The organism is Brevibacillus borstelensis, assembly GCF_037834415.1.
In the GTDB taxonomy this organism is placed as follows: Bacteria; Bacillota; Bacilli; order Brevibacillales; family Brevibacillaceae; genus Brevibacillus; species Brevibacillus borstelensis_A.
This window is the reverse complement of the sequence record NZ_JAUMSJ010000009.1, coordinates 84,333-108,861: the sequence shown is the minus strand read 5'-3', so window position 1 is coordinate 108,861 and position 24,529 is coordinate 84,333. Positions and strand designations below refer to the sequence as shown.

Genomic DNA, 24,529 nt, shown 5'->3' with positions numbered 1-24,529 from the left:
ACGATACTTACTAGCATTTGGAATTTAGCGGAAGGAGTTTTTCTATGTTTGGTGGATTTTCTCGTGACATGGGGATTGACCTTGGCACTGCCAATACACTCGTTTATGCAAAAGGAAAAGGAATCGTCGTCCGCGAACCGTCTGTCGTGGCGATTCGTACCGATACAAATACAATTGAAGCTGTCGGAAACGCTGCCAAGAACATGATCGGCCGTACTCCGGGGAACATTGTCGCCGTTCGTCCGATGAAGGACGGTGTGATCGCCGATTTTGAAACAACTGCCACCATGATGCGCTACTTTATTAACCAGGCGCAAAAGAATAAAGGCTTGTTCAGCCGCCGCCCGAATGTAATGGTCTGTGTTCCGTCCGGGATTACAGCCGTTGAAAAGCGCGCTGTTGAGGATGCCACTACCCAGGCTGGAGCGAAGGCAGCATTCACGATTGAAGAACCTTTTGCGGCTGCCATCGGAGCCGACCTGCCGGTATGGGAACCGACAGGAAGCATGGTTGTAGACATCGGTGGAGGTACGACCGAGGTCGCCATCATTTCGCTGGGCGGCATTGTCACCGCTCGCTCCATTCGGGTGGCAGGCGACGAGATGGACGAGGCGATCGTTCAATACATCAAACGGAAGTACAATCTGATGATCGGGGAGCGCAGCTCCGAGACACTGAAGCTGGAGATCGGATCGGCGATTCCGCCAGAAGTGGAAGAGTCGGTAGAAATCCGTGGACGCGACCTTGTTACGGGATTGCCGAAAACCTTGAGCGTCAGCAGTACGGAAATCGCCGAGGCGCTTTCGGAAACGGTGGCGGCGATTGTTGAAGCTGTGAAAGTCACGCTAGAAAAAAGTCCGCCTGAGCTGGCTGCGGACATCATGGACAGAGGAATTGTACTGACCGGTGGCGGCGCTTTGCTGCGCAATTTGGACCGTCTTCTGAGCAAAGAAACCGGCATGCCGGTTCACGTTGCGGAAAACGCACTGGATTGTGTTGCGATCGGAACCGGACGTGCGTTGGAGAACCTGCATTTGTTCAAGTCAAAGCACGGAATCACCTCTTCCCGACAAAAACGCGGTAGATAAACGGAGGTTGCGGCATGTCGTTTTTCGGGAATAAGCGACTAATTATTGTCCTTGTGGGCCTGGTTTTGCTCATTACCATCGTGGGCTTCACCTCCCGGGAACGGTCTAATCTCAGCTGGCCGGAAATGTTTTTGAAGGATACATTCAGCGTGGTGCAGGGCTTTTTTTACCGCCCTGCCCAGGCTGTTTCCGGCTTTTTTCAGGGAATTGGCGAAGCTTACAATGTTTACGAAGAAAATCGCGCACTCAAAGCCGGAATGGATCAATACGCGAGAATGACGGCTGAATTGCATGACCTGAAAGCGGAAAATGACCGTTTGCGGACTTACTTGAATGCTCAGGAGAACTTGGTAAAATCATACGACATCCGCTTTGCCGAGGTGGTTGCGCGAAATCCGGACACATGGAACAATACGATTACGATTGACAAGGGATTAAAGCACGGGATCAAAAAAGACATGGCAGTAATGACAGCCACTGGCTTGATCGGACGGGTACAAAGCGTAGCCAATTTTTCCTCGACAGTCGAACTGCTGACCAGCTACGAGCGGCGCAATCACATATCTGCCTATATCCAGGTAAAGGTGCAAGCGCCTAACGGCGGTACAGCGTATCAAACGGTAAGCGGCGTCATTGAAGAATACGCTCCTCAGGAGCGCCTGTTGATCATGCGAAAAATTCCTTGGGGACAGAAAATTGAAGCAAAACAGCAGGTGGTTTCATCGGGCTTGGGCGGAGTGATCCCGCGAAATCTGCCGATCGGATATATTGTCCGGGTAGAGCCGGATGATTACGGCTTGACACAGACGGCCTACATCCAGCCTAGCGCGGACTTTTCCCAACTGAATGAAGTGATGGTGGTGGAACGGAGCTTTACCTTCACATCAACAGGCGAATTGGTTCCCAATCAGCAGACGCAAACACCATCCGCTCCGCCGGCTGCCGGGGGTGGAAAATGATGTCTCGCTTTCTGTTGACATTGACGGTGCTGCTCTTGTTTGTTCTAGAGGGAACGGTTATACAGTTTGTGTCGCCTTCCGCATGGGGTCTGTCGTGGATGACAGTACCCCGCTTTGCGCTTGTAGGCACCTTGCTCGTATCCATGTTTCTGGGAAGGCGTGAAGGCTTGTACTACGGCCTGGCCATCGGATTGCTCCACGATGTTCTTTACGGACAGGTCGTCGGCTTGTATATGATGACAATGATGGTAGCCAGCTATTTCGCAGGGCTGATCGTGGTTTTGTTTCAACGCGGCTTCGCGATGGTCTTCATAACCTGCGGCTTGATCCTGTTTGGGCACGAATGGCTTTTGTACAGTGTCCATCGGTTATTTGCCACATCTCCGATCGATGTTCGGTGGATGCTGAATTGGCAAATCATACCGACGACAGTCCTCAATATTTTGTTTGGACTGTTGATTTATCTTCCGATGAAACGACTCTGTACGGCTGTCATCGCCAGACGGGAAATACCGCTGGAATAACGCACGGCAATCGAGATTCACCCTGAAGGGAGGAGAGGGATAGTGGGTGAAAACCAGGAACAAAAGTCGCATATTCCCGTACGGCTAAACATCTTGTTTATCATCGTGTTTCTGCTCTTTGCAGCCGTCATTCTACGACTTGCCTACGTTCAACTGGTAGAAGGAGAGCAGTACCGGCACCAACTGGAGAAGTACAGTATTCGGGAACTGCCTATCCCTGCGCCTCGCGGTCGAATTCTGGACAAAAACGGAGCGGTGCTCGTTTCCAACAAGCCTGTATACACGGTTACCTATGTGGAAGAGGAAGGCAAGGACATCGATGAGGAGCAGGTAGCCGACCGTTTGGCCAGAATCCTGACGATGGACGGGGAAAAGATGGGAACGGATGAGGAGCTGCTGAAGAAAACGATTGAGCTGAATTCCACTTTGCCGGTCGCTTTCGGACCGAAGGAAACAGAAGAACTGATCAACAGGCTCATCCCCAAGCTGCAGAAGCTGCCCAAGGTAAGCCAAGTGGAAGCAATGTCGGACGTCGATCTGGTAAAAACAGCGCTCTACGTAGGCTTGCGGGTACGTTCCCCGTTCGACGAACAAGGACGAAAAAAGGTTCAAAGCGCGCTGAAAGCAAAGATGAATGATCCTGGACAAGCGGCGATGTTTGACGGAATGTCGGATACGGAACTGTTGAAGAGTGCCATCGCCGCCAATGTGGAGCTGAAGCTGACGCTGGATAAAGACGACCGAAGCGATCTGATCAATCAGACGAAATTCCAGTTGGGAAAGCTGCCGTCTCCGGCGGAGCTGAGCCAGAGATCAGACATGGATTTGCTGCGGTATGCTTCGCTGTTTGGTCTGGAGGTCAATTTAAAGCTGAATGAGCAGCAACGCAAGTTTCAATGGCACAAGCTGTCGCTGTTGAAAGAAATGCGCTCGGCCCACCTGCCTAGTTATATCCCCCGCCGCGTAAAGGTAAACATTAATGAAAATGAGCGGTTCCAAATTGAAGAGAGATTATCTGAGTTGCCGGGAATCTCCGTCGTCCTCGAGCCGGTCAGGGAGATTTTCAAGGACCCCGACGGGTCTGCATTTGCTACACACATTCTCGGCTATACCAACGCGATCAAGCCGGAACTGCTAAAGGAATACCTGGCACAGGGCTACAACCCTTTCGACCGGGTCGGCGTGATTGGCCTTGAAAGCTACTACGAACGCTACTTGCGGGGAAAAGACGGCATTGAAGAGGTTCACGTCAATCACAAATCGGAAACCGTGCAGAGGAATCAGCGCCGCGCTGCACAACCGGGAGACGATCTGGTTCTCGCGCTGGACTGGCGTTTCCAGAGCAAGGTAGAGGCGATTTTAAAGGAAGAAGTCGAGGCCTTCAAGAAAAAGCCAAGTACGCCAAAGGAATTCAAGGATGCGCACGTGCTGGTGATGAATCCAAATACCGGCGAAGTGCTGGCGATGGCGAGCTATCCTGACTACGACTTGAACCTTTACTACGACCGGAAAGCGTTCAACGAGAAATACGCGACAGATATTCTCCCGAACGAATCGAACCGCTTCATTTATGCTGCCTACCCGCCAGCATCTACGTATAAACCGCTGTCAGTGATGATCGCGCTGCAGGAAGGGCTCACCACGCCATACGAAACGATAAACGACCGGGGTGGACTAAAGATCGGTAAATCGAAGGACAGTACATCGTACAAGAAAAACTGGAAGCCAGGGGGGCATGGGATTGTCAATGCTCGCCGAGCTCTGCAAGTATCGAATAACACGTACATGTACGAGATGGGCGTTCGTTTGGCTAATCGGGCGAAGACGCACTGGTCCGAGCAGTTCTCCGTTCTCGATTACTACAATGCCCAGTTTGGCTTGGGCGTGAAAACGGGAATCGATCTTCCGGGAGAGAAGAAGGGGCTGGAGAACTCCAATTTGTACTACGGAAATCTGGCGGACGCCATGATCGGCCAGTACGATCTGTTCACGCCGATGCAAATCGGACAATACATCTCGACGATTGCCAACGGCGGCTATCGGATCCGTCCTCATTTGGTGAAAGAAATCCGCAGCGGCTCGACCGATCCCAAACAGCCTGGACAAACGCTCGCTGTCATTGAGCCGCAGGTGTTGAACCGGGTGGATATCGACCCGAAATACATCAAAGTGGTGCAGGAAGGGATGCGGTTGGTGACTCAGCCAGGAGGTACGGCTTCCCGTACGTTTGCAGGCCTGCCGTTTACGGTCGCGGCCAAAACAGGTACGGCGCAGACGGGCCAGCGAGCGGAAAACGCTGTTCTCGTCGGTTATGCGCCATATGAAAACCCGCAAGTCGTATTTGTCGTCGTTGCGCCAAACAGCTTGCGCGACGGCACTTCGAGTTCCGATGCGACCGGTCCTGTTGCCCGTCGCTTGCTGGAAGCTTATAACGAATTGAATCCGGGCGTTCTGACTCCGGCACCGCCATCCGGCACGACAACTACTGCAACGGAGAATTCACAATCTACGGCATCGACAGCTAGCGTTCCGCAACAGTCAACTACACGGTAGTCCGGCTGTCATGTTGCCGACCCGATTCGGCATTTTTTTCACGCAGAGCAGGAATCTTTTGTCATCATGGCGAATGGTATCGGTCGAGGTGAAACAGGTGACGACTGCAAAAAGCATGGTCACGATCAAGGGGACAAAAGAGGGACTCGTTTTTTTCATGGACGATACCTGCACCTTTGAGGAACTGCTGACCGACTTGCGTGAAAAAATAGAGCACAGCCATCAACAAATCTTGTCAGGCCCGCTGATTCGCGTGACTCTCAAGCTGGGGAAGCGATACTGTTCGCCCGAACAGCAGGACCAGTTGACGGATATTATTCGGCAAAAAGGCAATCTCGTCATCCATACGATCGATTCGGACGTGATTAGCAAAGAAGAGGCGTTTGCCGAGCGCCTGAAATCCACGTTTGCCATTCAGGTGCACACCGTTCGCTCCGGTCAGGTGCTGGAGTTTGAAGGGGATCTGCTGCTGTTGGGTGACGTCAATCCCGGTGGTACCGTTCGTGCCACCGGTAATATTTACGTTTTGGGCAATCTGCGCGGCTATGCACATGCGGGAATCAAAGGGGATACACAAGTCATTATCGCTGCCGCAGTCATGTCGCCTACCCAACTGAGGATCGCGGATGTCATCAGCAAGCCGGGGGAAGAGTGGGCCAATAGTTCAGGAGGCACCGAGTTTGCCTATCTGGATGACGGGACGATGCTCGTAGCCAAAATGAACTATTTGCCGCGGATTCGTCCAGAGCTCGGTGAACGCAAGCATTGAGGCGATCCGGGACAAGCGATCCGGGACAAGCGATCCGGGACAAAACACGCTGAATCGGGATGCGGTTGTGAATGGTGGTACTCGACGTAGTTGAAGGAGGAACGGATGTGGGTATTGGAATTGTCGTAACATCAGGAAAAGGCGGCGTGGGAAAGACGACCACCTCCGCCAATCTGGGAACGGCTCTTGCACTTCTGGGCCAAAAGGTGTGCATGGTAGATACGGATATCGGGCTGCGCAACCTGGATGTGGTGATGGGTCTTGAGAACCGGATCATTTACGACTTGGTTGACGTCGCGGAAGGCGCTTGCCGACTCCAGCAAGCCTTGATCAAAGACAAGCGGTTTGAAAATCTTTCCCTGCTGCCGGCGGCACAAACAAAAGACAAATCGGCAGTTTCCCCCGAGCAGATGGAGGAAATTGTGACGCAGCTGAAGCGTGAATTTGACTATGTGGTCATTGATTGTCCGGCAGGCATTGAACAGGGCTTCCGCAATGCGGTTGCAGGGGCTGATCAGGCGATTGTGGTAACCACTCCCGAAAAAGCCGCTGTACGTGATGCCGATCGGATCATCGGGCTGTTGGAGCGGGAAAAAATGGGGATGCCGAAGCTGGTCATTAACCGAGTGCGCCCACATATGGTGAAAAACGGCGATATGCTGGATGTAGAAGATATCCTGGATTTGTTAGCCATTGACTTGGTGGGCGTTGTACCGGATGATGATCATGTCATCAAATCTGCCAATCAGGGGGAACCGGCAGTGATGAACCACGAATCCCGTGCTTCCATTGCCTACCGCAATATCGCTCGTCGTCTGCTGGGTGAAGCGGTTCCGCTGCAGCCTTTGGAACAAAAAGCGGGGATGTTTCAAAAAGTCCGGAAGTTTTTTGGTTTTAAATAAACCGATGATGGCACTTAGATAAAGAACAGGAGCACTCCTGTTCTTTCCTTTCGTCTAGGCATCGTGAACAAAAGGCAAAAGCCCCGTCTGTTGACAGGGGAGAAAGGTTTTCTAGGAGGATAACCATGGACCTGGAAAAACGACATATAAAACAGATCGACTGGGCTATTATCGTCATTCTGCTTGCATTGTGCGCATTTAGCTACATCGGGATCAGCGGGTCGGCAAAGGGCATAGATGCTGCCATGAAACAGGTGCTTTGGTACACGTTTGGCTTTGGTATTCTGGCGGTTACACTGCTGTTTGATTACCGGGTGTATCATTCTCTGGCATACGTGTTTTATGCGATCGGCATTATCTTGTTGATCGGTGTCTTTTGGGCGGAGCCTATCAACAATACGACCAGCTGGTACAATTTGAAGGTGGTGCTCTTTCAGCCCTCAGAACCGATGAAATTGTTTACTATTCTCGTTGTGGCCAGGCTCCTGGCCAAACATGCGGAAGACGAGAACAGGTTCTATTACTTTTATCAGCTGATTCCCGTAGGCTTGATTGTTGCGGTGCCTTTGCTGCTTATTCTCCTGCAGCCAGACCTGGGAAGCTCCCTTGTCTACTGCGGAATCCTGGTCACCATGCTGATCGTCGGGGGGATTCGGATGAAGCACGTCTTGTACTTGGGAACGCTGGCCGTAAGCTTTTTCGGAGCGATGGTGCTTATCTACATGTACAAACAGCCGCTCTTCTTCAAGATCATCAAGCCTTACCAGTGGAACCGTGTCGTCTCTTGGATGGATCCTGATCTGGAAGCGATGGGACAAGGGTTTCATCTGAAACAGTCCTTGATTGCCATCGGCTCCGGTCAATTGCTCGGCAAAGGGGTAAACGCGCCGACGCAGGCTAGTTTCGGCTGGGTTCCGGTAGGAGAAAGCGACTTCATTTTCACCGTTATCGCCGAGAAGCTTGGCTTTGTCGGAGCGGGTCTGCTGATGATTTTGTTCTTTTTTCTCATTTACCGGATGATCCGGATCGCCATGGAGGCCAAAGATCCTTTTGGTTCGTACGTCGTGGCCGGCGTTGTAGGCATGCTTACCTTTCAGGTTTTTGAAAACATCGGAATGACGATTCAGCTTATGCCGATTACCGGTATTCCCTTGCCGTTTATCAGCTACGGCGGCAGCTCGCTGCTCACGAATTTCCTGATTATGGGAGTCGTCCTCAATATCGGGATGCGGAAAGACAAACTCAGGTTTGATTAAAAAGAGTGGTTCACGCGCATTTCAAAATGCGTGACAATTTAATCCGAGTGTGATACACTCAACCTAAGTTAACCATTTTTACTAGCTGTAGTGATTTGATGGATTGGTTGTGGGTCGTACCTTCGAAAGAGAAGACACCACCATGTGGTCAAATCTCACTCGGGTATGACTTTTTTCCATACTGAAGAAAACTTCTCTGTAAAAACAGGTTAACGGTACACTTTCTCGCCTCATGGGCGCAATGTTTAGGGAGGTTTGTTTCATGCAACAAGGTATCGTAAAATGGTTCAACGCGGAGAAAGGATACGGCTTCATCCAAGTAGAAGGCGGAGATGACGTATTCGTACACTACAGCGCAATCCAGACAGAAGGTTTCAAAACCCTGGAAGAAGGCCAAAAAGTAGAATTCGAAATCGTTCAAGGTAGCCGTGGTCCTCAAGCTGCCAACGTTGCAAAACTGTAAATATTGGCAGATACGAAAAGCAGTCTCTCTTTAGAGGGACTGCTTTTTTGCATGTACGGGCTCCCTTTGGGGCCGAGAATATTGCGAAGAGACAAGTCATAAGATGTACCAAAGCTTGGCCTTCGGAGGGATGTACATGTTCGATAAAACAGATGGCATCAAGGAGAGAAGACGAGAACGGGTAGAGAGGATTCGCACCCAATCAAGGGACAGCTTCGCTCCGTTTGTGGATGACTGGAAGGACCCGATCGATACCGATACCGATCCAGAGCTGTTTCCGATGACATCCCGCGGAGAAAAGGGCAGCTATCCCTCGCTGCCGCCCCAGGAAAAATGGAGCATGCAGATAGCCGCATCCCTGCTCTTGATCGGTCTCGCCTATGTGCTGTTTCAATCATCGCTGGTGCCATCCTCCTGGAAAAACCAAGCGCGTGAAGTTATGACGCGCGATTTTAATTTTACCGGTGTGGCGAACTGGTATGAAGCCCGATTCGGCTCCTTGCCGACGCTCTTGCCGTCATTATCGGGGACGAAGGCAGTGCCGGCGAGCACGCCGGAGACGTTGCCCGTCTGGAAATGGTCCGCTGACTGGAAAGTGGCAAAGCCGTTCGACCCAAAAAGCACAAAAGTCGTCCTGAGTACAAGTACGGAAGGGGACGGGGCGGTTGTCATGGGAGAAACGGGCTGGGTGACTTTTGTCGGCGACAAGCCCGGATACGGAAAGACGGTGGTTGTTCGGCTGTCGAAAGGAAGAGAGCTTTGGTTTGGGAATATGGAGACCGTTCAGGTGGCGGTTGACGATTTTCTCGGTCCAGGACAGGTGGTGGGCGTCCCGAGAGCGGTCAATGAAGCTGTCCGACATCTGTACGTAGGCATGCAAGTCAAGGAACAGCCAAGAAATCCGCTGGAAGTGATCACCTTTGAATGATTGGCGCCTCTTTGGCATCCGCATTCGCATTCACCTGCTCTTTTGGCTCGTGATCGGTCTTTCCGTGATCATGGGGTTGTTCACAGAGGTAATCACCTTGTTTATCATCGTTTGCATTCACGAGATGGGGCATGTTGCTGTCGCCAGAGAGCTGGGGTGGAGGGTTACGGAGGTGCAGTTGCTGCCGTTTGGCGGGGTGGCAACGATGGAAGAGGCGTACGCTACCGATCCCTTGGATGAAATAGTTGTGGCCCTTGCAGGTCCTTTTCTCAATGTCGTGATGATGGCGTTTTCCTGGGCCTGTTGGCATCTCGGACTGTGGACGGAAGAATGGGCCCGTTTTTTTCTGACCAGCAATCTGATCATCGCAGCTTTCAACCTTTTGCCGATTTGGCCTTTGGACGGAGGCCGCATCCTCCAGGCTTTGCTATGCTGGTATCTTCCGTATAGAAAGGCCGCCGTCTCCTCGATAGCGGCCAGCACATTGCTCGCGGCATTCATGCTGGGGATGGCCAGCCTCTCTCTGCAAATGAATATTGCGATTGTAGCGGTCTACCTGCTTGCGATCAACATCCAGACGTTTTTGCGTTTTCCCTATCAATTCATTCGATTTTTAATGGAAAAGTACGTCCGCCCCTCCGAAGAGCAAGCCGTGCGGGCCCTGACGGTTCCCCCGACCGCGACGGTGATCGAAGTATCCTATTTGTTGAGTCGCGGGTATACGCATCTCGTCTACGTCAAGGGGGCGGGTTTGCTGCCGGAGCAACAGCTGCTCCATGCGATGCTGTTTGAAAAAAAGCACGATACGGCTGTCGGTAAACTGCTCTGATCAAAAGGCTGTTCCGCCCGCAAAATCAGCGTTTGGCCCGCCACTCCATCAGCCAGCAATCCCGCTTCTCTCCCTCATGCCATTCATGGCGGGGAAGGAGCTTCACCTTTTCAAAGCCGCACTTCTCATAGCAGCGTATCGCTCGCGCATTCCACGCTTGCGGGTCCATGATCACCCGGTCAGCCTGTTTTTCAAAGGCGAGCGATTGCACAACAGTTGTGACAAGGCGACTGCCGAATCCTCTGTTCCAATAAGACGGCTCGCCGATAAACTGGTCCATTCCGTAAATGATTTCACCGGCAGCGTAACCGTAGTCCTCCTTCTCCTCGTCATCGATCGGATAATACTGAACGTAGCCGATCGGATCGCTTCCGACCAGCACGAGAAAACGGCTGACATCTTCGTCATCCTCCGGGAAAAAATTGGCGAGAATCATCTCTTCGTCGTGCGTCCGATCCCGCCCTTCGTAAAAGGCCAGCACGCGCTCGTCATTCAGCCAGGCATGCAAATGGACTGCGTCCTCCCGGCGAAGCGCTCGAATGCTGAGCTGCAGCTCTTCTCCCATCATTAGGGTCTCCCTTCTCAGTTCAAGTTGCACGATTCCCTCCAGGGCCGTCCTGCTTTCGCTTTTCATTTGCGCTTTGCTGTGCTAGATTACTTCTGATGGAACAGTCGTGAACGGATGATGAAAGATTACTCGATGGCGGCGTTGATCTCCTGCTGGCAGGAAAAGAAATCCTCCCGCCAACCAAGAAAGACCTGCCACCGATAGAGCCAAGAGTCCGGATAGGAGGAAGTCTGGTGAAGAGATTAGGGATCAGCAAAGCTGACGGACAGCTGCGGGTAGCGCTGATGAATCAGCGGAAGCTGACGGAATGGCGGAGCCAGTCGGAAGCGAGCGAAGCGCTTTCAGGAGCCATTTTTTACGGAAAAGTGGCGAACGTGGTTCCGGGTATCCAATCAGCGTTTGTCGACATCGGGCGCGATGAGCAGGCGTATCTGTACGTTGACGAAGCCGCTCCTCCGCCCAGCAAAGGAAAGCCGGCAAAGCGTTCGATCAGCGCTTGTGTACGGGTCGGCGAATCCCTGCTCGTCCAGGTGATCAAGGAGGGAACGGAAACCAAGGCTCCCCGGTTGACGACACGGGTCAGTCTGCAGGGAAGACTGCTCGTTTATCTGCCGCCGGAAGGACGAGGCACGGGAGATGAACCGGTCTCCATTTCCCGCAAAATCAGGAACGAGCCTAAACGGGATCGCCTGTATGCGCTCATGTCCTCGCTCTTGGAGCAGGGAGAAGGTGCGATTGTCCGGACAGAAGCCGCTGAGGCCGAAGAAGAGCAGCTCATGCGGGAATGGGCGTTCCTGAGAAGGCGCTGGCGGGATGCCTGGCAAGCGGTAAAGGGAAGGAAAGCCCCCTTCCGCGTATCGACGGGGGATGCACTGATCGAAGAAACGCTGCGAGACTTTTTGTCTGCCGGCGTGGATGAAGTGGTCGTAGAAGACGCGGCCCTTTTTCGGGAAATCGGCGAGCTGATGCAGGTGCTGTTTCCCGAAGAACTGCCGAAGCTCCGCTGGCATCGGGAAAAGGAATCGCTGTTTGATCAGTGGGGAGTAAGGGAACAGCTCGCTGCAGCGCTTCAAAGGCAAGTGCCGCTGGCGGGCGGCGGCAATATCGTGATCGAGCGGACCGAGGCGCTGACGGTGATCGATGTCAATACGGGAGCGTTTTTGGGCAAAGGCGGGCAGCAGCGGGAGCAGGCAGTGACGGCCGCCAATCTGGAAGCGGCTGCCGAGATCGCCCGTCAGCTACGCCTGCGGGACATCGGCGGAATGATCGTCATCGATTTCATCAACATGCGGGAGGAAAAGAATCGGGAACGGGTACTCAAGGCCCTGGAGAATGCCCTCAGCGACGACCCGGTGCCCGCTTCCGTGCTGGGGATGACGTCTCTCGGCCTGGTGGAGATGACGCGGAAGCGGACGAGAGCGAGTCTTTCCGAGCGTTTGACGGAGCCGTGCTCTTGCTGTGAAGGAAGCGGTCGCGCGCTTAAAATCGAGGAGCACTTTCAATACCTCAGGGAAGACCTGGCCGCGCTTGCCCGTGTCCAGGACGCGGAGGCCGCCCTCGTGGAGCTGTCCGACCGCTTGTTTGCATACTGGAAAAGAGAACAGGCGGGCGGATCGGAGTGGCCCCTCGACCTGTACGTCTGCAAGGCTGAAGAGCCCGGCGGCGAGCGCTATCGGATTTTATACGCGGGAAGCCGGAAGGAAGCGGAACGGCTTCAGCTTTCCCATGCGAAATAATCTTGACTTGGCAAGTCGCATTATGGTATCCTAATGGTTGTCATACAGTAATGCCTCGGCATACTGTAACCGCTCGGATCAGGTTTTCAAGTCGTCCTTCGCGGCCGCACCTGCACAGGCGAGTCTGAGTATAGGAGGTGCACACAATGTACGCTATTATCGAAACCGGTGGAAAACAGTACAAAGTAGAAGAAGGAGCCATTCTCTTCATCGAGAAATTGGCCGCTTCCGAAGGTGACGTTGTTACTTTCGACAAGGTTCTGTTTGTAAGCAAAGACGGCAAGGTTACAGCAGGAGTTCCTACTGTAGCTGGCGCAACGGTAACGGGTAAAGTAGAAAAACACGGTAAAGGACAAAAAATTATCGTGTACAAATACAAATCCAAGAAAAACTACCGTCGCAAGCAAGGTCACCGTCAACCGTACACCAAAGTTGTGATCGAAAAGATCAACGCGTAAGTGATCGGCCATGATTCAAGTGATCGTGAATCGAGCGCCGTACGGGATTAAAGAGGTGTGCATTTCCGGACATGCCAATGCGGCTGCCTATGGCTCGGACATTGTATGTTCCGCTGTATCAGCGATCAGTTTTGGCATTTTGAATGCAATTCACCCTCTGCTCGGCATCGTTCCTCAAGTTTCGCAGGCTCCAAAGGACGGCGGGTTTCTCCGCTGGAGCATTCCATCCCTGGAGGATGCAGGGCTCCACGAGAGACAGCAGCTGCTGGCGGAGAGCATGGTGATTTCCTTGCTGGCGGTTGCAGAGCAGTACGGATCATACGTTTCGGTACAAGATGACAAATGGCAAGGAGGTGCCTCACAATGAAAATGCTGTTTACTGTAGACCTTCAGTTCTTCGCCTCCAAAAAAGGGGTAGGTTCTACCAAGAACGGTCGCGATTCCATCTCCAAGCGCCTTGGCGTGAAACGCGGCGACGGTCAATTCGTAAAAGCCGGTAACATCCTCGTTCGCCAGCGTGGTACGAAAATTTACCCAGGTGAAAACGTGATGAAAGGCGGCGACGACACTTTGTTTGCAACAGCAGACGGTGTTGTTCGCTTCAAGCGTCTGGGCCGCGATCGCAAACAAGTGGTGATCGAACCGGTCGCTTCCCAAGCGTAAATACGGAAACGAAAAACCCAGCCTTGTTGCTGGGTTTTCTTTATGTCTCCGGTTCCTTGTGATACAATAGAACGAGAAAGAAATTCTTATCGGTTTGGGTGGGAAAAATGATAGACGAGCGGAAGCTGTTTACAGAGCAAACAGACGAGCTGCTGACCGTTTTGAATCGGCAGCGTCATGACTGGCTGAATCATGTTCAGGTACTGCTTGGCTATCTGCGTTTGGGCCGCCCGGAAGAGGGAGAAGCATACCTGAAGCGCGTGTCTGAACTCGCGATGCAGGAAAGTATGCTGGCCCGGCTTAACTGCTCGATGTTGTCCGTCTTCTTCTTGACCTTTAACGCGCTGAACAAAGACATGCTCATAGAAGTGGACGTGTGCAGCCACGTAGATTTGGCGCTGACGGCCCTGGATGAAAAGGCTTTGTTTGACACCGTGTCAGGTATCGTATGTACAGTGAACAAGCATTTGGAAAAGAATCTGTTCGAACCAGCCAGCATGCAGGTGTCCTTGTTTAAAGGCGAGCGGGGCATTCACTTCCGTTTTGATCTGGCGGGAAAAATCCGTGCATCCGGAATAGTAGAACTGGAAAAACTGGTACGTGACGGGAATGAGGGCCCGGTGATTGTCACCGAGTGGATACATACAGACGAGGAATGGATACTGGAATTGATAGTTCCGTTTGCAAAAGGATAGAGGTGACACCATGTTTGTCGATCAAGCGAAAGTGTATGTAAAAGGAGGAGACGGTGGGAACGGAGCCGTCTCTTTCCGCAGGGAAAAGTACGTGCCGCTCGGCGGACCGGCTGGCGGTGACGGAGGCAGAGGCGGCGACGTCGTCTTTGTCGTGGATGAAGGACTTCGTACGCTCGTCGATTTTAAATACCAGCGGCATTTCAAGGCACCGCGTGGCGAGCACGGCCGCAACAAGGCTCAGCATGGCGCTGGCGCCGAAGATTTGATCGTCCGGGTTCCGCCGGGGACGACAGTGGTGGACGATGATACGGGAGAAGTCATCGCCGATCTGGTGGAGCACGGACAAAAAGCCGTAATCGCCAAGGGCGGACGTGGTGGCCGCGGAAATATGCGTTTCTCTACGCCCGCCAATCCGGCGCCGCATATTTCCGAAAACGGCGAACCGGGGCAGGAACGGTACATTACGCTGGAGTTGAAGGTAATGGCCGATGTCGGGCTGGTTGGCTATCCAAGCGTAGGGAAATCCACACTGCTTTCATCGGTGACGGCAGCGAAACCGAAAATTGCCGAGTATCACTTTACCACGATTACGCCAAATCTGGGTGTCGTAGACCTGGGTGAACGCAGCTTTGTGATGGCTGATTTGCCCGGTCTGATTGAAGGAGCCCATCAGGGGGTTGGCCTTGGCCATCAATTTCTTCGCCATGTGGAACGCACCCGATTGATCGTTCACGTCATCGACATGGCTGGCGTGGACGGCAGAGATCCTTACGAGGATTTCATTCAGATCAACAAGGAATTGAAACTGTACAACCTGCGTCTGGAGGAGCGTCACCAGATCGTCGCAGCGAACAAAATGGATTTGCCTGAAGCAAAGGAAAATCTGCAGCGATTCAAGGAGAAGCTGCCGGGTGTGACCATTTATGAAATCTCGGCAGCCACTCGTCAAGGGGTCCGGGAATTGATGTATGCCGTTGCGGATTTGCTGGATACCTTGCCGGACAAGCTGGCAGTCGAAGAGGTGGCGGAGGTCGAGGAGCGCGTGGTATTCCGGGCGGAGAAAGAGCCGGATCCGTTCTTCATTACCAAAGAAGATGACGTCTTTGTCGTCAGTGGAGAAAAAATTGAAAAACTGGTGCGGATGACCAACCTGAACAGCTATGATTCGGTCCAGCGTTTTGCCCGAATGATGCGGAATATGGGCGTTGATGACGCTTTGCGCCAGCATGGGGCACGGGATAAAGATACCGTTCGGATCGGAGATTTTGAGTTTGAATTCGTGGAGTGATGAATGGTATGGCTGAAGTAATTTCCCTGTCGTCTTTTCTCGCTGACAATCGATTGCATCGCAGCGCCATCCTGCAGATGATCCTCGCCAAGCAGCCGCAAGGGTCGCTGACAGTGATGGTCGAGCACGCTCAACCAGGGTATTTGATCGTATCGTACACACAGGAAAAAGAACAGCGCCCGCCGCTTGTCGGCTCACGGGTTCGATTTCGCTGGGAAACAGATGCAACGGTCACTTCACTGGATCTGGAAGTGATCCAGGAAGAAACGATCTGGCCTGTCATCATGATTCGACTCCAGCCAGTCGGGATTGAAATTTCCACTAAGGGTGAACCGAAATTACTGCAGCCAAATATTCCGGTAAAGATTCCGTATAAAGTGATGGGCGCCCGTCCCATCGAAGAGAAGGCGGAGGGTGTCCTGCTGTCGTTTTCTCCTACCAAGCTCGTCATGAGCACGGAGGGATATGTCGCGGTCGGAGAATTTCTGCATCTTTCCTTTCAAGTCCCTTCGGTCATGCAGGAGATCGTGGCGATGGCCAAAGTCGTGGAAAAAACGTTTCAGGATGGGAAAGCCGTCGTGAAGCTGATCTTTACCGATATCGATGAAAAGCGCCACAAGGTCATTCGTGATTATTATCACAAACTAGCGCAAACCGCTTCCTCATGAGGAGCGGTTTTTTTACTAAAACCAAAGGATTCGTGTGCCAGCAGAATATCTACATATTCAAACAAGGAAAAAGTATGCCCGCGACAAGACAAGGGCATACTTTTTGTCATTTCCATCACTTTCCTCAAGCATGTTCCGACCTAGCCATTGCCACTCGGATCTTCTGTTATATGCGGAGACTGTGCCATCTTTTTGCCGCGAAGCTCATCTCCGAATTGATCCAGGGAGCTGGGTTTGGCGGCGGGGTGGTTATTTCGGCGTTCCGACTTGTCCGTTTTGCCGCGTCCTGCCATCGTAGAGTGTTCACCTCGCTTCGTAGATGATCCGTTTTAGTCTGTGCCAACTGCAGAGTCAGCATGTACACGTGAAAACGGAAGCGTACACGAATGAGAAAAATATCGGAGAAGGATTGTCAGATCAAGAGATATGGGCTATAATGTCCTCTATGTAAAAACAACTGTTTTTCTCAGGAGGACATAGCGAGTGAAGCGGGAAGAAAAGTTCTATCTGATACGGTCGGATATCCTGCCCGAGTCAATCGCCAAGACGATTGAGGCGAAAAAATTGCTGGAGTCTGGCGAAGTGGATACGGTCAACGAGGCCGTAGAGCAGGTCGGATTGAGCAGGAGCGCATTTTACAAGTACAAGGACAGTATTTTTCCGTTCAACGCGATGATGAGTGAAAAAATCATGACGATCACGTTCGCGTTGGAGCATCGATCCGGCTTGTTGTCGAAAGTCCTGCAATTCGTAGCTGACTTGGGCGGCAATGTATTGACGATTAACCAGACGATCCCGCTGCAGGGGATTGCCAACATCACCTTGTCGGTAGACATGGCGAACCTGAAGGTGCCAAGCACAGAGTTTTTGGAAGGGCTGCAAGAAATAAACGGCGTACGGAAAGCGATGATTGTAGGTCGTGGCTAAGTCGCCGAAATGGGGAGGAATATAAATGGAGAAGCAAACGGTGCGCGTAGGATTGATGGGGTTTGGAACTGTGGGGACAGGGGTAGTACGGATCATCCAGGCCCACCAGGAAGACCTGCAAAAGCAGACCGGACTCGGAATCGAAATCAGCAAAATTCTCGTGCAGAATGCGGAAAAGTCCCGCAGCATCCCTTTGATGGAAAAAATCGTTACAACGAATGTAGACGACATTCTCGATGACGATGGGATTGACGTTGTGGTGGAAGTGATTGGCGGCATCTCGCAGGCAAAGGAGTACATATTGGCTGCCTTGGACCGCGGTAAGCACGTGGTCACTGCCAATAAAGATTTGATGGCACTGCACGGAGGGGAAATTCTGCAAAAGGCTCAAGAAAAAGGCTGCGATGTTTTTTATGAGGCAAGCGTTGCAGGCGGCATTCCGATTTTACGCGCGCTGGTAGAAGGCTTTTCGTCCGATCGAATTACCAAAATGATGGGAATTGTCAACGGAACGACGAATTACATCCTGAGCAAAATGAGTCAGGAAGGGGCCGATTACGCTGACGTACTCAAGGAGGCCCAAGCTTTGGGATATGCCGAAGCGGATCCGACCTCCGATGTGGAAGGGTACGACGCCGCACGCAAAATGGCGATCCTGGCGACGCTTGGCTTCCGCGTCCCGATGAAACTCGAAGACGTGGATGTAAAGGGGATTAGCCGGGTATCAAAAGAGGATATCGCCTATGGGAAAAAACTCGGCTACGAGGTGAAGCTGCTCGGTCTGGCCCGCCGCGATGGGGATGCCATCGAAGTAAGCGTGCAGCCCACCATGGTGGCGAAAAATCATCCGCTGGCATCGGTCAACGGCGTGTTTAACGCGGTGTATGTGCACGGGGAAGCTGTCGGCGAAACCATGTTTTACGGCCCGGGAGCGGGCGAGCTGCCGACGGCTACGGCGGTCGTATCGGATCTCGTGACAGTTGTGAAAAACATGAAGCTGGGGGTAAACGGACGCGGCATGGTGGCTCCGTACAAGGAAAAAATTCTGAAGGAAGACAGTCAAAAGCTGTCCAAGTACTTCCTTCGCACGGTAGTTGCCGACAAGCGGGGGGTACTTGCCCAGATCACGCAGCTTTTGGCAGAGAAAAATATATCTCTCGAGCAAGTCGTTCAGCAGCCGTACAACAACGGAGAGCAAGCGGAAATCATCATGGTGACTCACTCGGCGGCCAAAGGCGATATGGACGCGGTTCTTGGCTACATGGAAGAAATGGACATCGTCCATGAAATCAAAAGCTGCTACCGGGTAGAGGGAGGAGAATAATCCATGGACATTGCACCATCGTCAAACATCGTCAAACGGCACACAGGCATCCTGGAGAGGTACCGCAGCTTTTTGCCGGTAACGGAAAACACGCCGTTGATCAGTCTTCACGAAGGAAGCACGCCGCTCATCCACGCGCCAAACCTGAGCGCGAAACTGGGCGTAGAGCTTCACTTTAAATACGAAGGGCTGAATCCGACAGGTTCCTTCAAGGATCGGGGCATGGTCATGGCAGTAGCCAAGGCTGTGGAAGATGGCAGCCGCACCATCATGTGCGCATCGACGGGAAATACGTCCGCCGCGGCAGCTGCTTATGCCGCCCGTGCGGGGCTTCGTTGCATCGTATTGATTCCGAATGGCAACATTGCGCTCGGAAAGCTGGCTCAAGCCATCGCTTACGGGGCTGAGGTCATCGCGATTGATGGCAACTTTGACGAAGCCCTGCACATTGTCCGCGAGATTACGGCTTCTGAGCCGATTACGCTGGTGAACTCGGTCAATCCGTACCGGATCGAGGGGCAAAAGACTTCGGCGTTCGAAATCTGCGATGCGCTTGGAACGGCCCCAGACATTCTCGCGATACCGGTCGGAAATGCGGGGAATATTACCGCTTACTGGAAAGGCTTCAGGGAGTACCGTGATTTCGGCTTGATCGACAGCTTGCCGAAAATGTACGGGTTTCAGGCGGCTGGTGCCGCTCCGCTCGTATTGGGAGAGACAGTGCCCGATCCGGAAACCATCGCTACGGCCATCCGCATTGGCAACCCGGCGAGCAAGGAAGGTGCGTTGCGAGCCGTTTCCGAGTCAAACGGTCTGGTCGACAGCGTGACTGACGATGAGATTTTGGAAGCGTACCAGATGCTGGCCAAGCTTGAAGGAATTTTCTGCGAACCGGCATCAGCCGCCTCGCTCGCAGGGGTGATTAAACAGCGCAAGCAAGGAAAGCTGCCGGATGGCTCACGGATTGCCTGTGTTTTGACCGGAAATGGCTTGAAAGATCCCAACATCGCATTGAAGCTGGTCGGAGAAGAGCCGCGTTCGATCCCGGCTACCCGTGAAGCGGTGATGTCGTTCATCGCCGGGAAAGCAGGGGAAGCATGATGGAAAGTCGCTCTGCAGTACGGGTGATTGTACCCGCAAGCACGGCCAATATGGGCCCCGGCTTTGATGCGATCGGAATGGCCTTTCAATTGTACTCTACAGTGGAAATGGCGGTGGCCGGCACGACCGCAATCGAGCTGGTCGGCCCCGAAATGCAAGGACTGCCAACCGATAAAAGCAATTTGCTGTACGAAGTAGCTGCGGGGCTGTTTCGCGAAGCCGGGCAGCCCGTCCCGGAGCTGCACATCCGTGCCGCAAGCGATGCTCCGTTGACCAGAGGGCTGGGCAGCAGTGCGGCCGCCATAGCCGGTGCGCTGGTGGCTGCCAACCGCCTTCTCGGCGAGCCTTATACACGTGACGAGCTGTTCCGTATGGGTACCTTGCTCGAGGGTCACCCGGACAATATCGGGGCATCTCTCTTTGGCGGTGTGGTAGTAGCCACGATGCCTGAGGAAAAGCATCAGGCAATCCCGTATGTTCAGTTTGATCCGCCCGATGAGCTGCGAATATTGGCAATCATTCCGGAATTTCCGCTGTCCACGGAAAAAGCCCGAAATGTCCTTCCGAAGATGTACAGCAAGCAGGATGTCATATATAATGTTGGTCATAGCAGTCTGCTTGTGGCCGCATTGGCGCATGGCAGACTTGACCTGCTGAGCCAGGCGATGAAGGATCGGTTGCATCAGCCGTACCGTGCCGAACTGATACCCGGCCTGTCTGAAATACTCGAGGGAGCCGCGGAAAACGGGGCGTTGGGTACTACTCTCAGTGGTGCGGGACCTACCATTCTCTGCTTTTTTGAAACAGAGGGGGACCTGCAGCAAATCGGCGGATTTGTCGAAAGAGTTATGAAAAAGCATGGCGTTTCTTATCAAGCGATGCAGCTGAAACCGGATAAGCATGGGGCGCAGGTGGTATTCGAAGAGAGATAGAAAAAACGGATAGGAGTACTGCCATGGAGAAGAAACTGGCCTTTCTCGGGCCGCACGGAACCTTCAGCGAGGAAGCTGCGATGGCCCTGACCGCGGGACTGCGGCTTCAGCGTCTGCCGTACCCAAGCATTATTGACGTGATCGCTGCCGTTGACAAAGATGAAGTCGATTACGGTGTCGTCCCGATTGAAAACACGATTGAGGGTACGGTGAATACGGCTTTGGATTGGTTGATTCACGAGGTGGACCTGCCCATTTTGGGGGAGCTCGCGCTGCCTATTTCCCAGCATTTATTGGTAGCCAGACGGGGAGAACAGCTGGAGCTCGCCGCCATTGAACGAATCCTGTCACATCCCCACGCAATCGCCCAATGCCATAATTTTATACGGGAGCACTTGCCCCAGGCGGCGATCGAGTACACAAACAGCACCGCCAAAGCTGCACAGATCGTCAGTGAGCACCCGGAGGAGCCATGGGCTGCGATCGGAACCCGCTTGAATCCGGAAATTTACCCGCTCTCTTTTGCTTGGCAGGAGATTCAAGACTATTCCAATAACTACACCCGCTTTTTGCTCATCGGGAAAGAACGGTTGGACCTACCTTCGTCCTCCAGAGAGAAGACCACGATTCTGGTTACCATGCCGGAAGATTTTCCGGGCGCCCTGTATCAAGTGTTGGCTGCCTTTGCGTGGCGCAAGATCAACTTGTCGAAGATCGAATCGCGACCGACGAAAAAAGGGTTGGGAAGCTACTATTTTGTGATCGATATTGAACAAAAAATGGATGATGTGCTCCTTCCCGGAGCGTTTGCCGAAATTGAGGCGTTGGGCTGTCAAGTAAGACAGCTTGGAACGTATCCGTTTTACATGTACAAAGCCACCTGAACGGGTGGCTTTTTTCGTTGTCCCAAAGGAAGGGTGACAAAGATGGGCGCAACCCTTTTTTAACCAAGTGAGCAAAACGCCCATGGGTGCATACCATGATAGGGAGTTTCCGAGAGGGAGGAGAAACAGTGAGAATCCATGTAGTTCAAAAAGGCGATACCATGTGGAATATCGCAAAAAAATATGGAGTGGACTTTAAGGAACTGCTTCGCCTGAACAGTCAAATTAAAAATCCAGATCTCATCTACCCTGGCCTGAGGGTTAAAATTCCGTCAATGGGGATTCCGGTCCGGCCGCAGCAAAGGCAGCCATTTTCATCAAGCAACTTTCCTCAGGCAAATGAAAGCCATATTTATGGGGAAACGGAATCCCCTCTGGTAAAAGAGCGTCCGATCCGGGAACAAGTGGAGTTCTTACAGGAAAATGAGCGCCCGATCCGGGAGCAAGTAGAGTCCCAACAGGTAAGGGAACGCCCCATTCGCGAGCAAGTGGAGTCCCAGCAGGTAAAGGAACGCCCGATTCAGCCGCCAAAGGAGTCGCCGCAGCCGGTGCCGGAAGTACCGGAGAGAATCGAGATGCGTCCGATGGAACCCCCGGAGGAAGTGGAAACAGAAGAACCGGAGTTGGAAGAGGAAATTCCGGAGGAAGAAGATATGGAAATGGAAGAGGAACCGGACATGGAAGAAAGTGCAGAAATCGAATCGGAGATCGAAACTCCGCAGGCGCTCCCCTTCATTCCCGATAATAATTTGCCGCCTGCCCTGCCGCCGCTTCCGCCGGCACAGCCTCGTATACAGCAGCGGGTCTCGCCGCGGGCTGAAGCTCCGACTCTCCCGCGTCCGATCATGCCGCCTTCGCCGCCGAAACTGACCAGCCCGTTGCCAAAGGGGAAGGGCCAAGTGAGTCCATTGCAGGAGCCAAAGCCGAAGAGCCAAGTCAGTCCGCTGCAGGAGCCAAAGCCGAGGAGCCAAGTGAGTCCGCTGCAAGAGCCACAGCCGAGGAGCCAAGTCAGTCCGCTGCAGCAGCCGGAACCAAAGAGTCAAGTCAGTCCGCTGCAGCAGCCGGAGCCGAGGAGTCAAGTCAGTCCACTGCAGCAGCCGCTTCCGAAGAGCCAAGTCAGTCCGTTGCAAACGCCAACGCCCAACACACAAGTTGGCCCATGGCAAACACCAACGCCCAATACACAAGTGAGTCCATGGCAAACGCCAACCTTGCCGCCGTCATTGAAAGGTCAGCCGCAGCCGTTTCATCCGGGGCCGAGAATAACTGTACAACCGCCTACGCGGGTAAGTCCAGCACTTCCCTCGCAGCCATACCGCCCGTATCAGCCGCCGCAGTCCTATCCCGAATTCATCAGACCGTGTCCGCCGTGCGGCCGCCCGCCGATTGTACCCATGCCGCAAGTTCAGCCGGAGGCACTCCCCCAGACGATGCCGTTTTGTCCGCCGATGCCGTATCCGAATATGATGCCGCCAGTCGCGATGCCGGACTACATGCCACATATGATGCCGGAATTTATGCCGGACTACATGCCGAACATGATGCCAGATTACATGCCAGACTACATGCCAAACATGATGCCAGATTACATGCCGGGCTACATGCCGAACATGATGCCAGATTACATGCCGGACTACATGCCGAACATGATGCCAGACTTCATGCCGAACGCGATGCCGCCAGCATACCCGTACTATCACTCCACAAAGCAGCCGTACGGCAGACGTCAGCGTACTCGCAGAGAGAGAAGAGAGTATATTGAATCCTCCTCCAGCTCGTCTGGACACAGGAAACACAGGATGGACAGCTATCTCACGATGCCCGATCCCGATGACTGCGGCCGCGGATACCAGCATGTAGAATATCAAGAGTCATATCCAATTCCCGAAGAGCAGCCGGCTCTCCCCGCACCGGAAGTATGGCCTGATTGGGAAACGGGATATGACGAGTCTTCTTCCTGATTCTCCAGGCATGAACAAATCCATTGTTCCGTCTCTTGAAAAAGCATTCCGCTGCCGTATTTACGGGGTAAAACCTCGTCGGAACGTGAATTACCTGAAAACGGATCGGGGCCATTGGATTTTGAAAGGGTATAAACAAAGAGAGAAAGCAGAGTGGGTGACACATCTTTCAGAGATATTGCGGGATAAAGGATTTACCCATACCGTACAGTACGTATCTGACTATCAGGGAGAAAAGATTTTTCCCTTTCAGGGGAAGTACTATACGATCATGAAAATGATTGATGGACGGGAATCGAATAACGCTTCCCTCTCTGATGTGAAAAAAGCGGCGGCGACACTGGCCAGATTTCATCAGGCTGCCCGTGATTTTCCGATGATGGAGCCATTTCCGTTTGACGGAAAACCGGCGTTGATCGATAAATGGGAAAGCCGACTGGAGCATTTCGAAAAGATCACCTGGCATATCGAACAGAAAGGGCCGCAAAATCGGCTCGAGCATCTGATTGCCGAGATGGCGGAGGACGCGATACGGGAAGGGCGGGGCATTCTTCAAGCAGCTTACAAATTGCCGCTGACTGCGGAGCTGTACACGTCTTTAGAACAAGGAACGCTTGCACACAGGGACGTGGCCAGCCACAACTTCTTGCTCACTCCCCGCGGTACCTGCTACCTGATCGACCTGGATACGGTTGGGCAGGACATGCAACTTGTCGACATCGTCCAATTCATGGGAAGAATGCTGCTTTTGCAGGAGTATCGCTTGTCTTCCTTCATCGATGCGATTGATGCCTACAGCCGGATTCGCTATTTAAGCGACACGCAAATTTGGATGATTCACCAGCTTCTCAGCTACCCGGACAACTTGCTGCGCGAAGTAACGGGGGTCTACGCAAATCGTCCCGGTTACCACGTCCGGGGAGTGATGCAGCTGGCGCAAATGGAAGCGAGACTGCACGATGCCCGTCAAAGCTTCCTGCAATCAGGCGAGCTTCTTTTCCGCCATTCACCATGGGGAGAGTATCATTTCGTCGGGTAAATAAAAAAGCTGAT

General features: G+C 52.9%; 26 protein-coding genes and 1 other annotated feature. Of the genes, 24 read left to right on the top strand and 2 right to left on the bottom strand.

Annotation, left to right across the window (positions count from 1 at the left end; all coding sequences use genetic code 11):
* Positions 1 to 44 precede the first annotated feature (44 nt).
* The 10 genes from Q3F21_RS10600 (at position 45) to Q3F21_RS10555 (ending at position 10,271) form a co-directional block, all read left to right on the top strand.
* Positions 45 to 1,088: a rod shape-determining protein MreB gene (locus Q3F21_RS10600; protein ID WP_340252243.1), complete on the top strand. Its 1,044-nt coding sequence runs from the start codon at positions 45 to 47 to the stop codon at positions 1,086 to 1,088.
* 14 nt (positions 1,089 to 1,102) lie between these two features.
* Positions 1,103 to 2,047, top strand: coding sequence for a rod shape-determining protein MreC (mreC, locus tag Q3F21_RS10595; RefSeq protein WP_340252239.1), 945 nt, complete (start codon positions 1,103 to 1,105; stop codon positions 2,045 to 2,047).
* A complete protein-coding gene (gene mreD / locus Q3F21_RS10590) occupies positions 2,047 to 2,571 on the top strand; it encodes a rod shape-determining protein MreD (RefSeq protein WP_340252314.1) in 525 nt (174 codons plus the stop codon). The genes mreC and mreD overlap by 1 nt, the downstream gene beginning before the upstream one ends.
* A 42-nt stretch (positions 2,572 to 2,613) precedes the next feature.
* Positions 2,614 to 5,124 (top strand): peptidoglycan D,D-transpeptidase FtsI family protein, encoded by a 2,511-nt coding sequence (locus tag Q3F21_RS10585; RefSeq protein ID WP_340252236.1) that lies wholly within the window; start codon positions 2,614 to 2,616, stop codon positions 5,122 to 5,124.
* Between the two features lie 73 nt (positions 5,125 to 5,197).
* The gene (minC, locus tag Q3F21_RS10580; protein ID WP_340252312.1) at positions 5,198 to 5,893 is read left to right on the top strand and encodes a septum site-determining protein MinC; all 696 of its coding nucleotides are present in this window, start codon (positions 5,198 to 5,200) and stop codon (positions 5,891 to 5,893) included.
* A gap of 107 nt (positions 5,894 to 6,000) precedes the next feature.
* On the top strand, positions 6,001 to 6,795 hold the full coding sequence (gene minD, locus Q3F21_RS10575; protein ID WP_340252232.1) for a septum site-determining protein MinD: 795 nt from the start codon (positions 6,001 to 6,003) through the stop codon (positions 6,793 to 6,795).
* A 125-nt stretch (positions 6,796 to 6,920) separates the two neighbouring features.
* Positions 6,921 to 8,051, top strand: a complete 1,131-nt coding sequence (gene rodA, locus Q3F21_RS10570; RefSeq protein WP_340252229.1) for a rod shape-determining protein RodA — start codon at positions 6,921 to 6,923, stop codon at positions 8,049 to 8,051.
* Positions 8,052 to 8,313: 262 nt separating this feature from the next.
* Entirely contained in the window at positions 8,314 to 8,514 is a 201-nt protein-coding gene (locus Q3F21_RS10565) for a cold-shock protein (protein WP_003387612.1), read from the top strand.
* Positions 8,515 to 8,650: 136 nt separating this feature from the next.
* Positions 8,651 to 9,442, top strand: a complete 792-nt coding sequence (locus Q3F21_RS10560) for a peptidoglycan DD-metalloendopeptidase family protein (protein ID WP_340252225.1) — start codon at positions 8,651 to 8,653, stop codon at positions 9,440 to 9,442.
* Positions 9,435 to 10,271: a M50 family metallopeptidase gene (locus Q3F21_RS10555; protein WP_340252220.1), complete on the top strand. Its 837-nt coding sequence runs from the start codon at positions 9,435 to 9,437 to the stop codon at positions 10,269 to 10,271. The genes Q3F21_RS10560 and Q3F21_RS10555 overlap by 8 nt, the downstream gene beginning before the upstream one ends.
* Before the next feature lie 25 nt (positions 10,272 to 10,296).
* On the opposite strand, the gene Q3F21_RS10550 is transcribed toward Q3F21_RS10555, so the two are convergent.
* Complete coding sequence (locus Q3F21_RS10550; protein WP_340252216.1) at positions 10,297 to 10,869, bottom strand: GNAT family N-acetyltransferase; 573 nt, start codon at positions 10,867 to 10,869, stop codon at positions 10,297 to 10,299.
* A 203-nt stretch (positions 10,870 to 11,072) separates the two neighbouring features.
* Here Q3F21_RS10550 and Q3F21_RS10545 point away from each other — a divergent pair, with 203 nt between their 5' ends.
* The 7 genes from Q3F21_RS10545 to Q3F21_RS10515 all read left to right on the top strand — a co-directional run bounded on the left by Q3F21_RS10545 (position 11,073) and on the right by Q3F21_RS10515 (position 16,347).
* Positions 11,073 to 12,575 (top strand): Rne/Rng family ribonuclease, encoded by a 1,503-nt coding sequence (locus Q3F21_RS10545; protein WP_340252210.1) that lies wholly within the window; start codon positions 11,073 to 11,075, stop codon positions 12,573 to 12,575.
* 57 nt (positions 12,576 to 12,632) lie between these two features.
* Positions 12,633 to 12,711: a sequence feature (ribosomal protein L21 leader region), on the top strand.
* A gap of 10 nt (positions 12,712 to 12,721) precedes the next feature.
* A complete protein-coding gene (rplU, locus tag Q3F21_RS10540; protein ID WP_340252205.1) occupies positions 12,722 to 13,033 on the top strand; it encodes a 50S ribosomal protein L21 in 312 nt (103 codons plus the stop codon).
* A 10-nt stretch (positions 13,034 to 13,043) separates the two neighbouring features.
* Positions 13,044 to 13,400, top strand: coding sequence for a ribosomal-processing cysteine protease Prp (locus Q3F21_RS10535; RefSeq protein WP_340252202.1), 357 nt, complete (start codon positions 13,044 to 13,046; stop codon positions 13,398 to 13,400).
* A 2-nt stretch (positions 13,401 to 13,402) separates the two neighbouring features.
* Positions 13,403 to 13,696, top strand: coding sequence for a 50S ribosomal protein L27 (gene rpmA, locus Q3F21_RS10530; protein ID WP_003387603.1), 294 nt, complete (start codon positions 13,403 to 13,405; stop codon positions 13,694 to 13,696).
* A 107-nt stretch (positions 13,697 to 13,803) separates the two neighbouring features.
* Positions 13,804 to 14,391 carry a Spo0B domain-containing protein gene (locus tag Q3F21_RS10525; RefSeq protein ID WP_340252200.1) on the top strand — a complete coding sequence of 196 codons (588 nt, stop codon included), beginning with the start codon at positions 13,804 to 13,806 and terminating at the stop codon, positions 14,389 to 14,391.
* A gap of 10 nt (positions 14,392 to 14,401) precedes the next feature.
* The gene (gene obgE / locus Q3F21_RS10520; RefSeq protein ID WP_340252195.1) at positions 14,402 to 15,679 is read left to right on the top strand and encodes a GTPase ObgE; all 1,278 of its coding nucleotides are present in this window, start codon (positions 14,402 to 14,404) and stop codon (positions 15,677 to 15,679) included.
* 8 nt (positions 15,680 to 15,687) lie between these two features.
* Positions 15,688 to 16,347, top strand: a complete 660-nt coding sequence (locus tag Q3F21_RS10515) for a PilZ domain-containing protein (protein WP_340252191.1) — start codon at positions 15,688 to 15,690, stop codon at positions 16,345 to 16,347.
* Between the two features lie 140 nt (positions 16,348 to 16,487).
* Here the strand turns inward: Q3F21_RS10515 and Q3F21_RS10510 are convergent, their stop codons facing one another.
* The gene (locus Q3F21_RS10510; RefSeq protein ID WP_340252189.1) at positions 16,488 to 16,640 is read right to left on the bottom strand and encodes a hypothetical protein; all 153 of its coding nucleotides are present in this window, start codon (positions 16,638 to 16,640) and stop codon (positions 16,488 to 16,490) included.
* 190 nt (positions 16,641 to 16,830) lie between these two features.
* On the opposite strand from Q3F21_RS10510, the gene Q3F21_RS10505 reads away from it, so the two are divergent.
* From Q3F21_RS10505 to Q3F21_RS10475, 7 genes are all read left to right on the top strand, one after another.
* The gene (locus Q3F21_RS10505) at positions 16,831 to 17,274 is read left to right on the top strand and encodes an ACT domain-containing protein (RefSeq protein ID WP_340252186.1); all 444 of its coding nucleotides are present in this window, start codon (positions 16,831 to 16,833) and stop codon (positions 17,272 to 17,274) included.
* A gap of 25 nt (positions 17,275 to 17,299) precedes the next feature.
* On the top strand, positions 17,300 to 18,598 hold the full coding sequence (locus Q3F21_RS10500; protein ID WP_340252183.1) for a homoserine dehydrogenase: 1,299 nt from the start codon (positions 17,300 to 17,302) through the stop codon (positions 18,596 to 18,598).
* Positions 18,599 to 18,601: 3 nt separating this feature from the next.
* Positions 18,602 to 19,699 carry a threonine synthase gene (gene thrC / locus Q3F21_RS10495; RefSeq protein ID WP_340252180.1) on the top strand — a complete coding sequence of 366 codons (1,098 nt, stop codon included), beginning with the start codon at positions 18,602 to 18,604 and terminating at the stop codon, positions 19,697 to 19,699.
* Complete coding sequence (gene thrB / locus Q3F21_RS10490) at positions 19,696 to 20,631, top strand: homoserine kinase (protein WP_340252177.1); 936 nt, start codon at positions 19,696 to 19,698, stop codon at positions 20,629 to 20,631. Before thrC ends, thrB begins: the two co-directional genes overlap by 4 nt.
* 23 nt (positions 20,632 to 20,654) lie before the next feature.
* On the top strand, positions 20,655 to 21,515 hold the full coding sequence (gene pheA / locus Q3F21_RS10485) for a prephenate dehydratase (RefSeq protein ID WP_340252174.1): 861 nt from the start codon (positions 20,655 to 20,657) through the stop codon (positions 21,513 to 21,515).
* A 128-nt stretch (positions 21,516 to 21,643) separates the two neighbouring features.
* Entirely contained in the window at positions 21,644 to 23,476 is a 1,833-nt protein-coding gene (safA, locus tag Q3F21_RS10480) for a SafA/ExsA family spore coat assembly protein (RefSeq protein WP_340252171.1), read from the top strand.
* Positions 23,457 to 24,515, top strand: coding sequence for a phosphotransferase (locus Q3F21_RS10475; RefSeq protein ID WP_340252168.1), 1,059 nt, complete (start codon positions 23,457 to 23,459; stop codon positions 24,513 to 24,515). The genes safA and Q3F21_RS10475 overlap by 20 nt, the downstream gene beginning before the upstream one ends.
* Positions 24,516 to 24,529 lie beyond the last annotated feature (14 nt).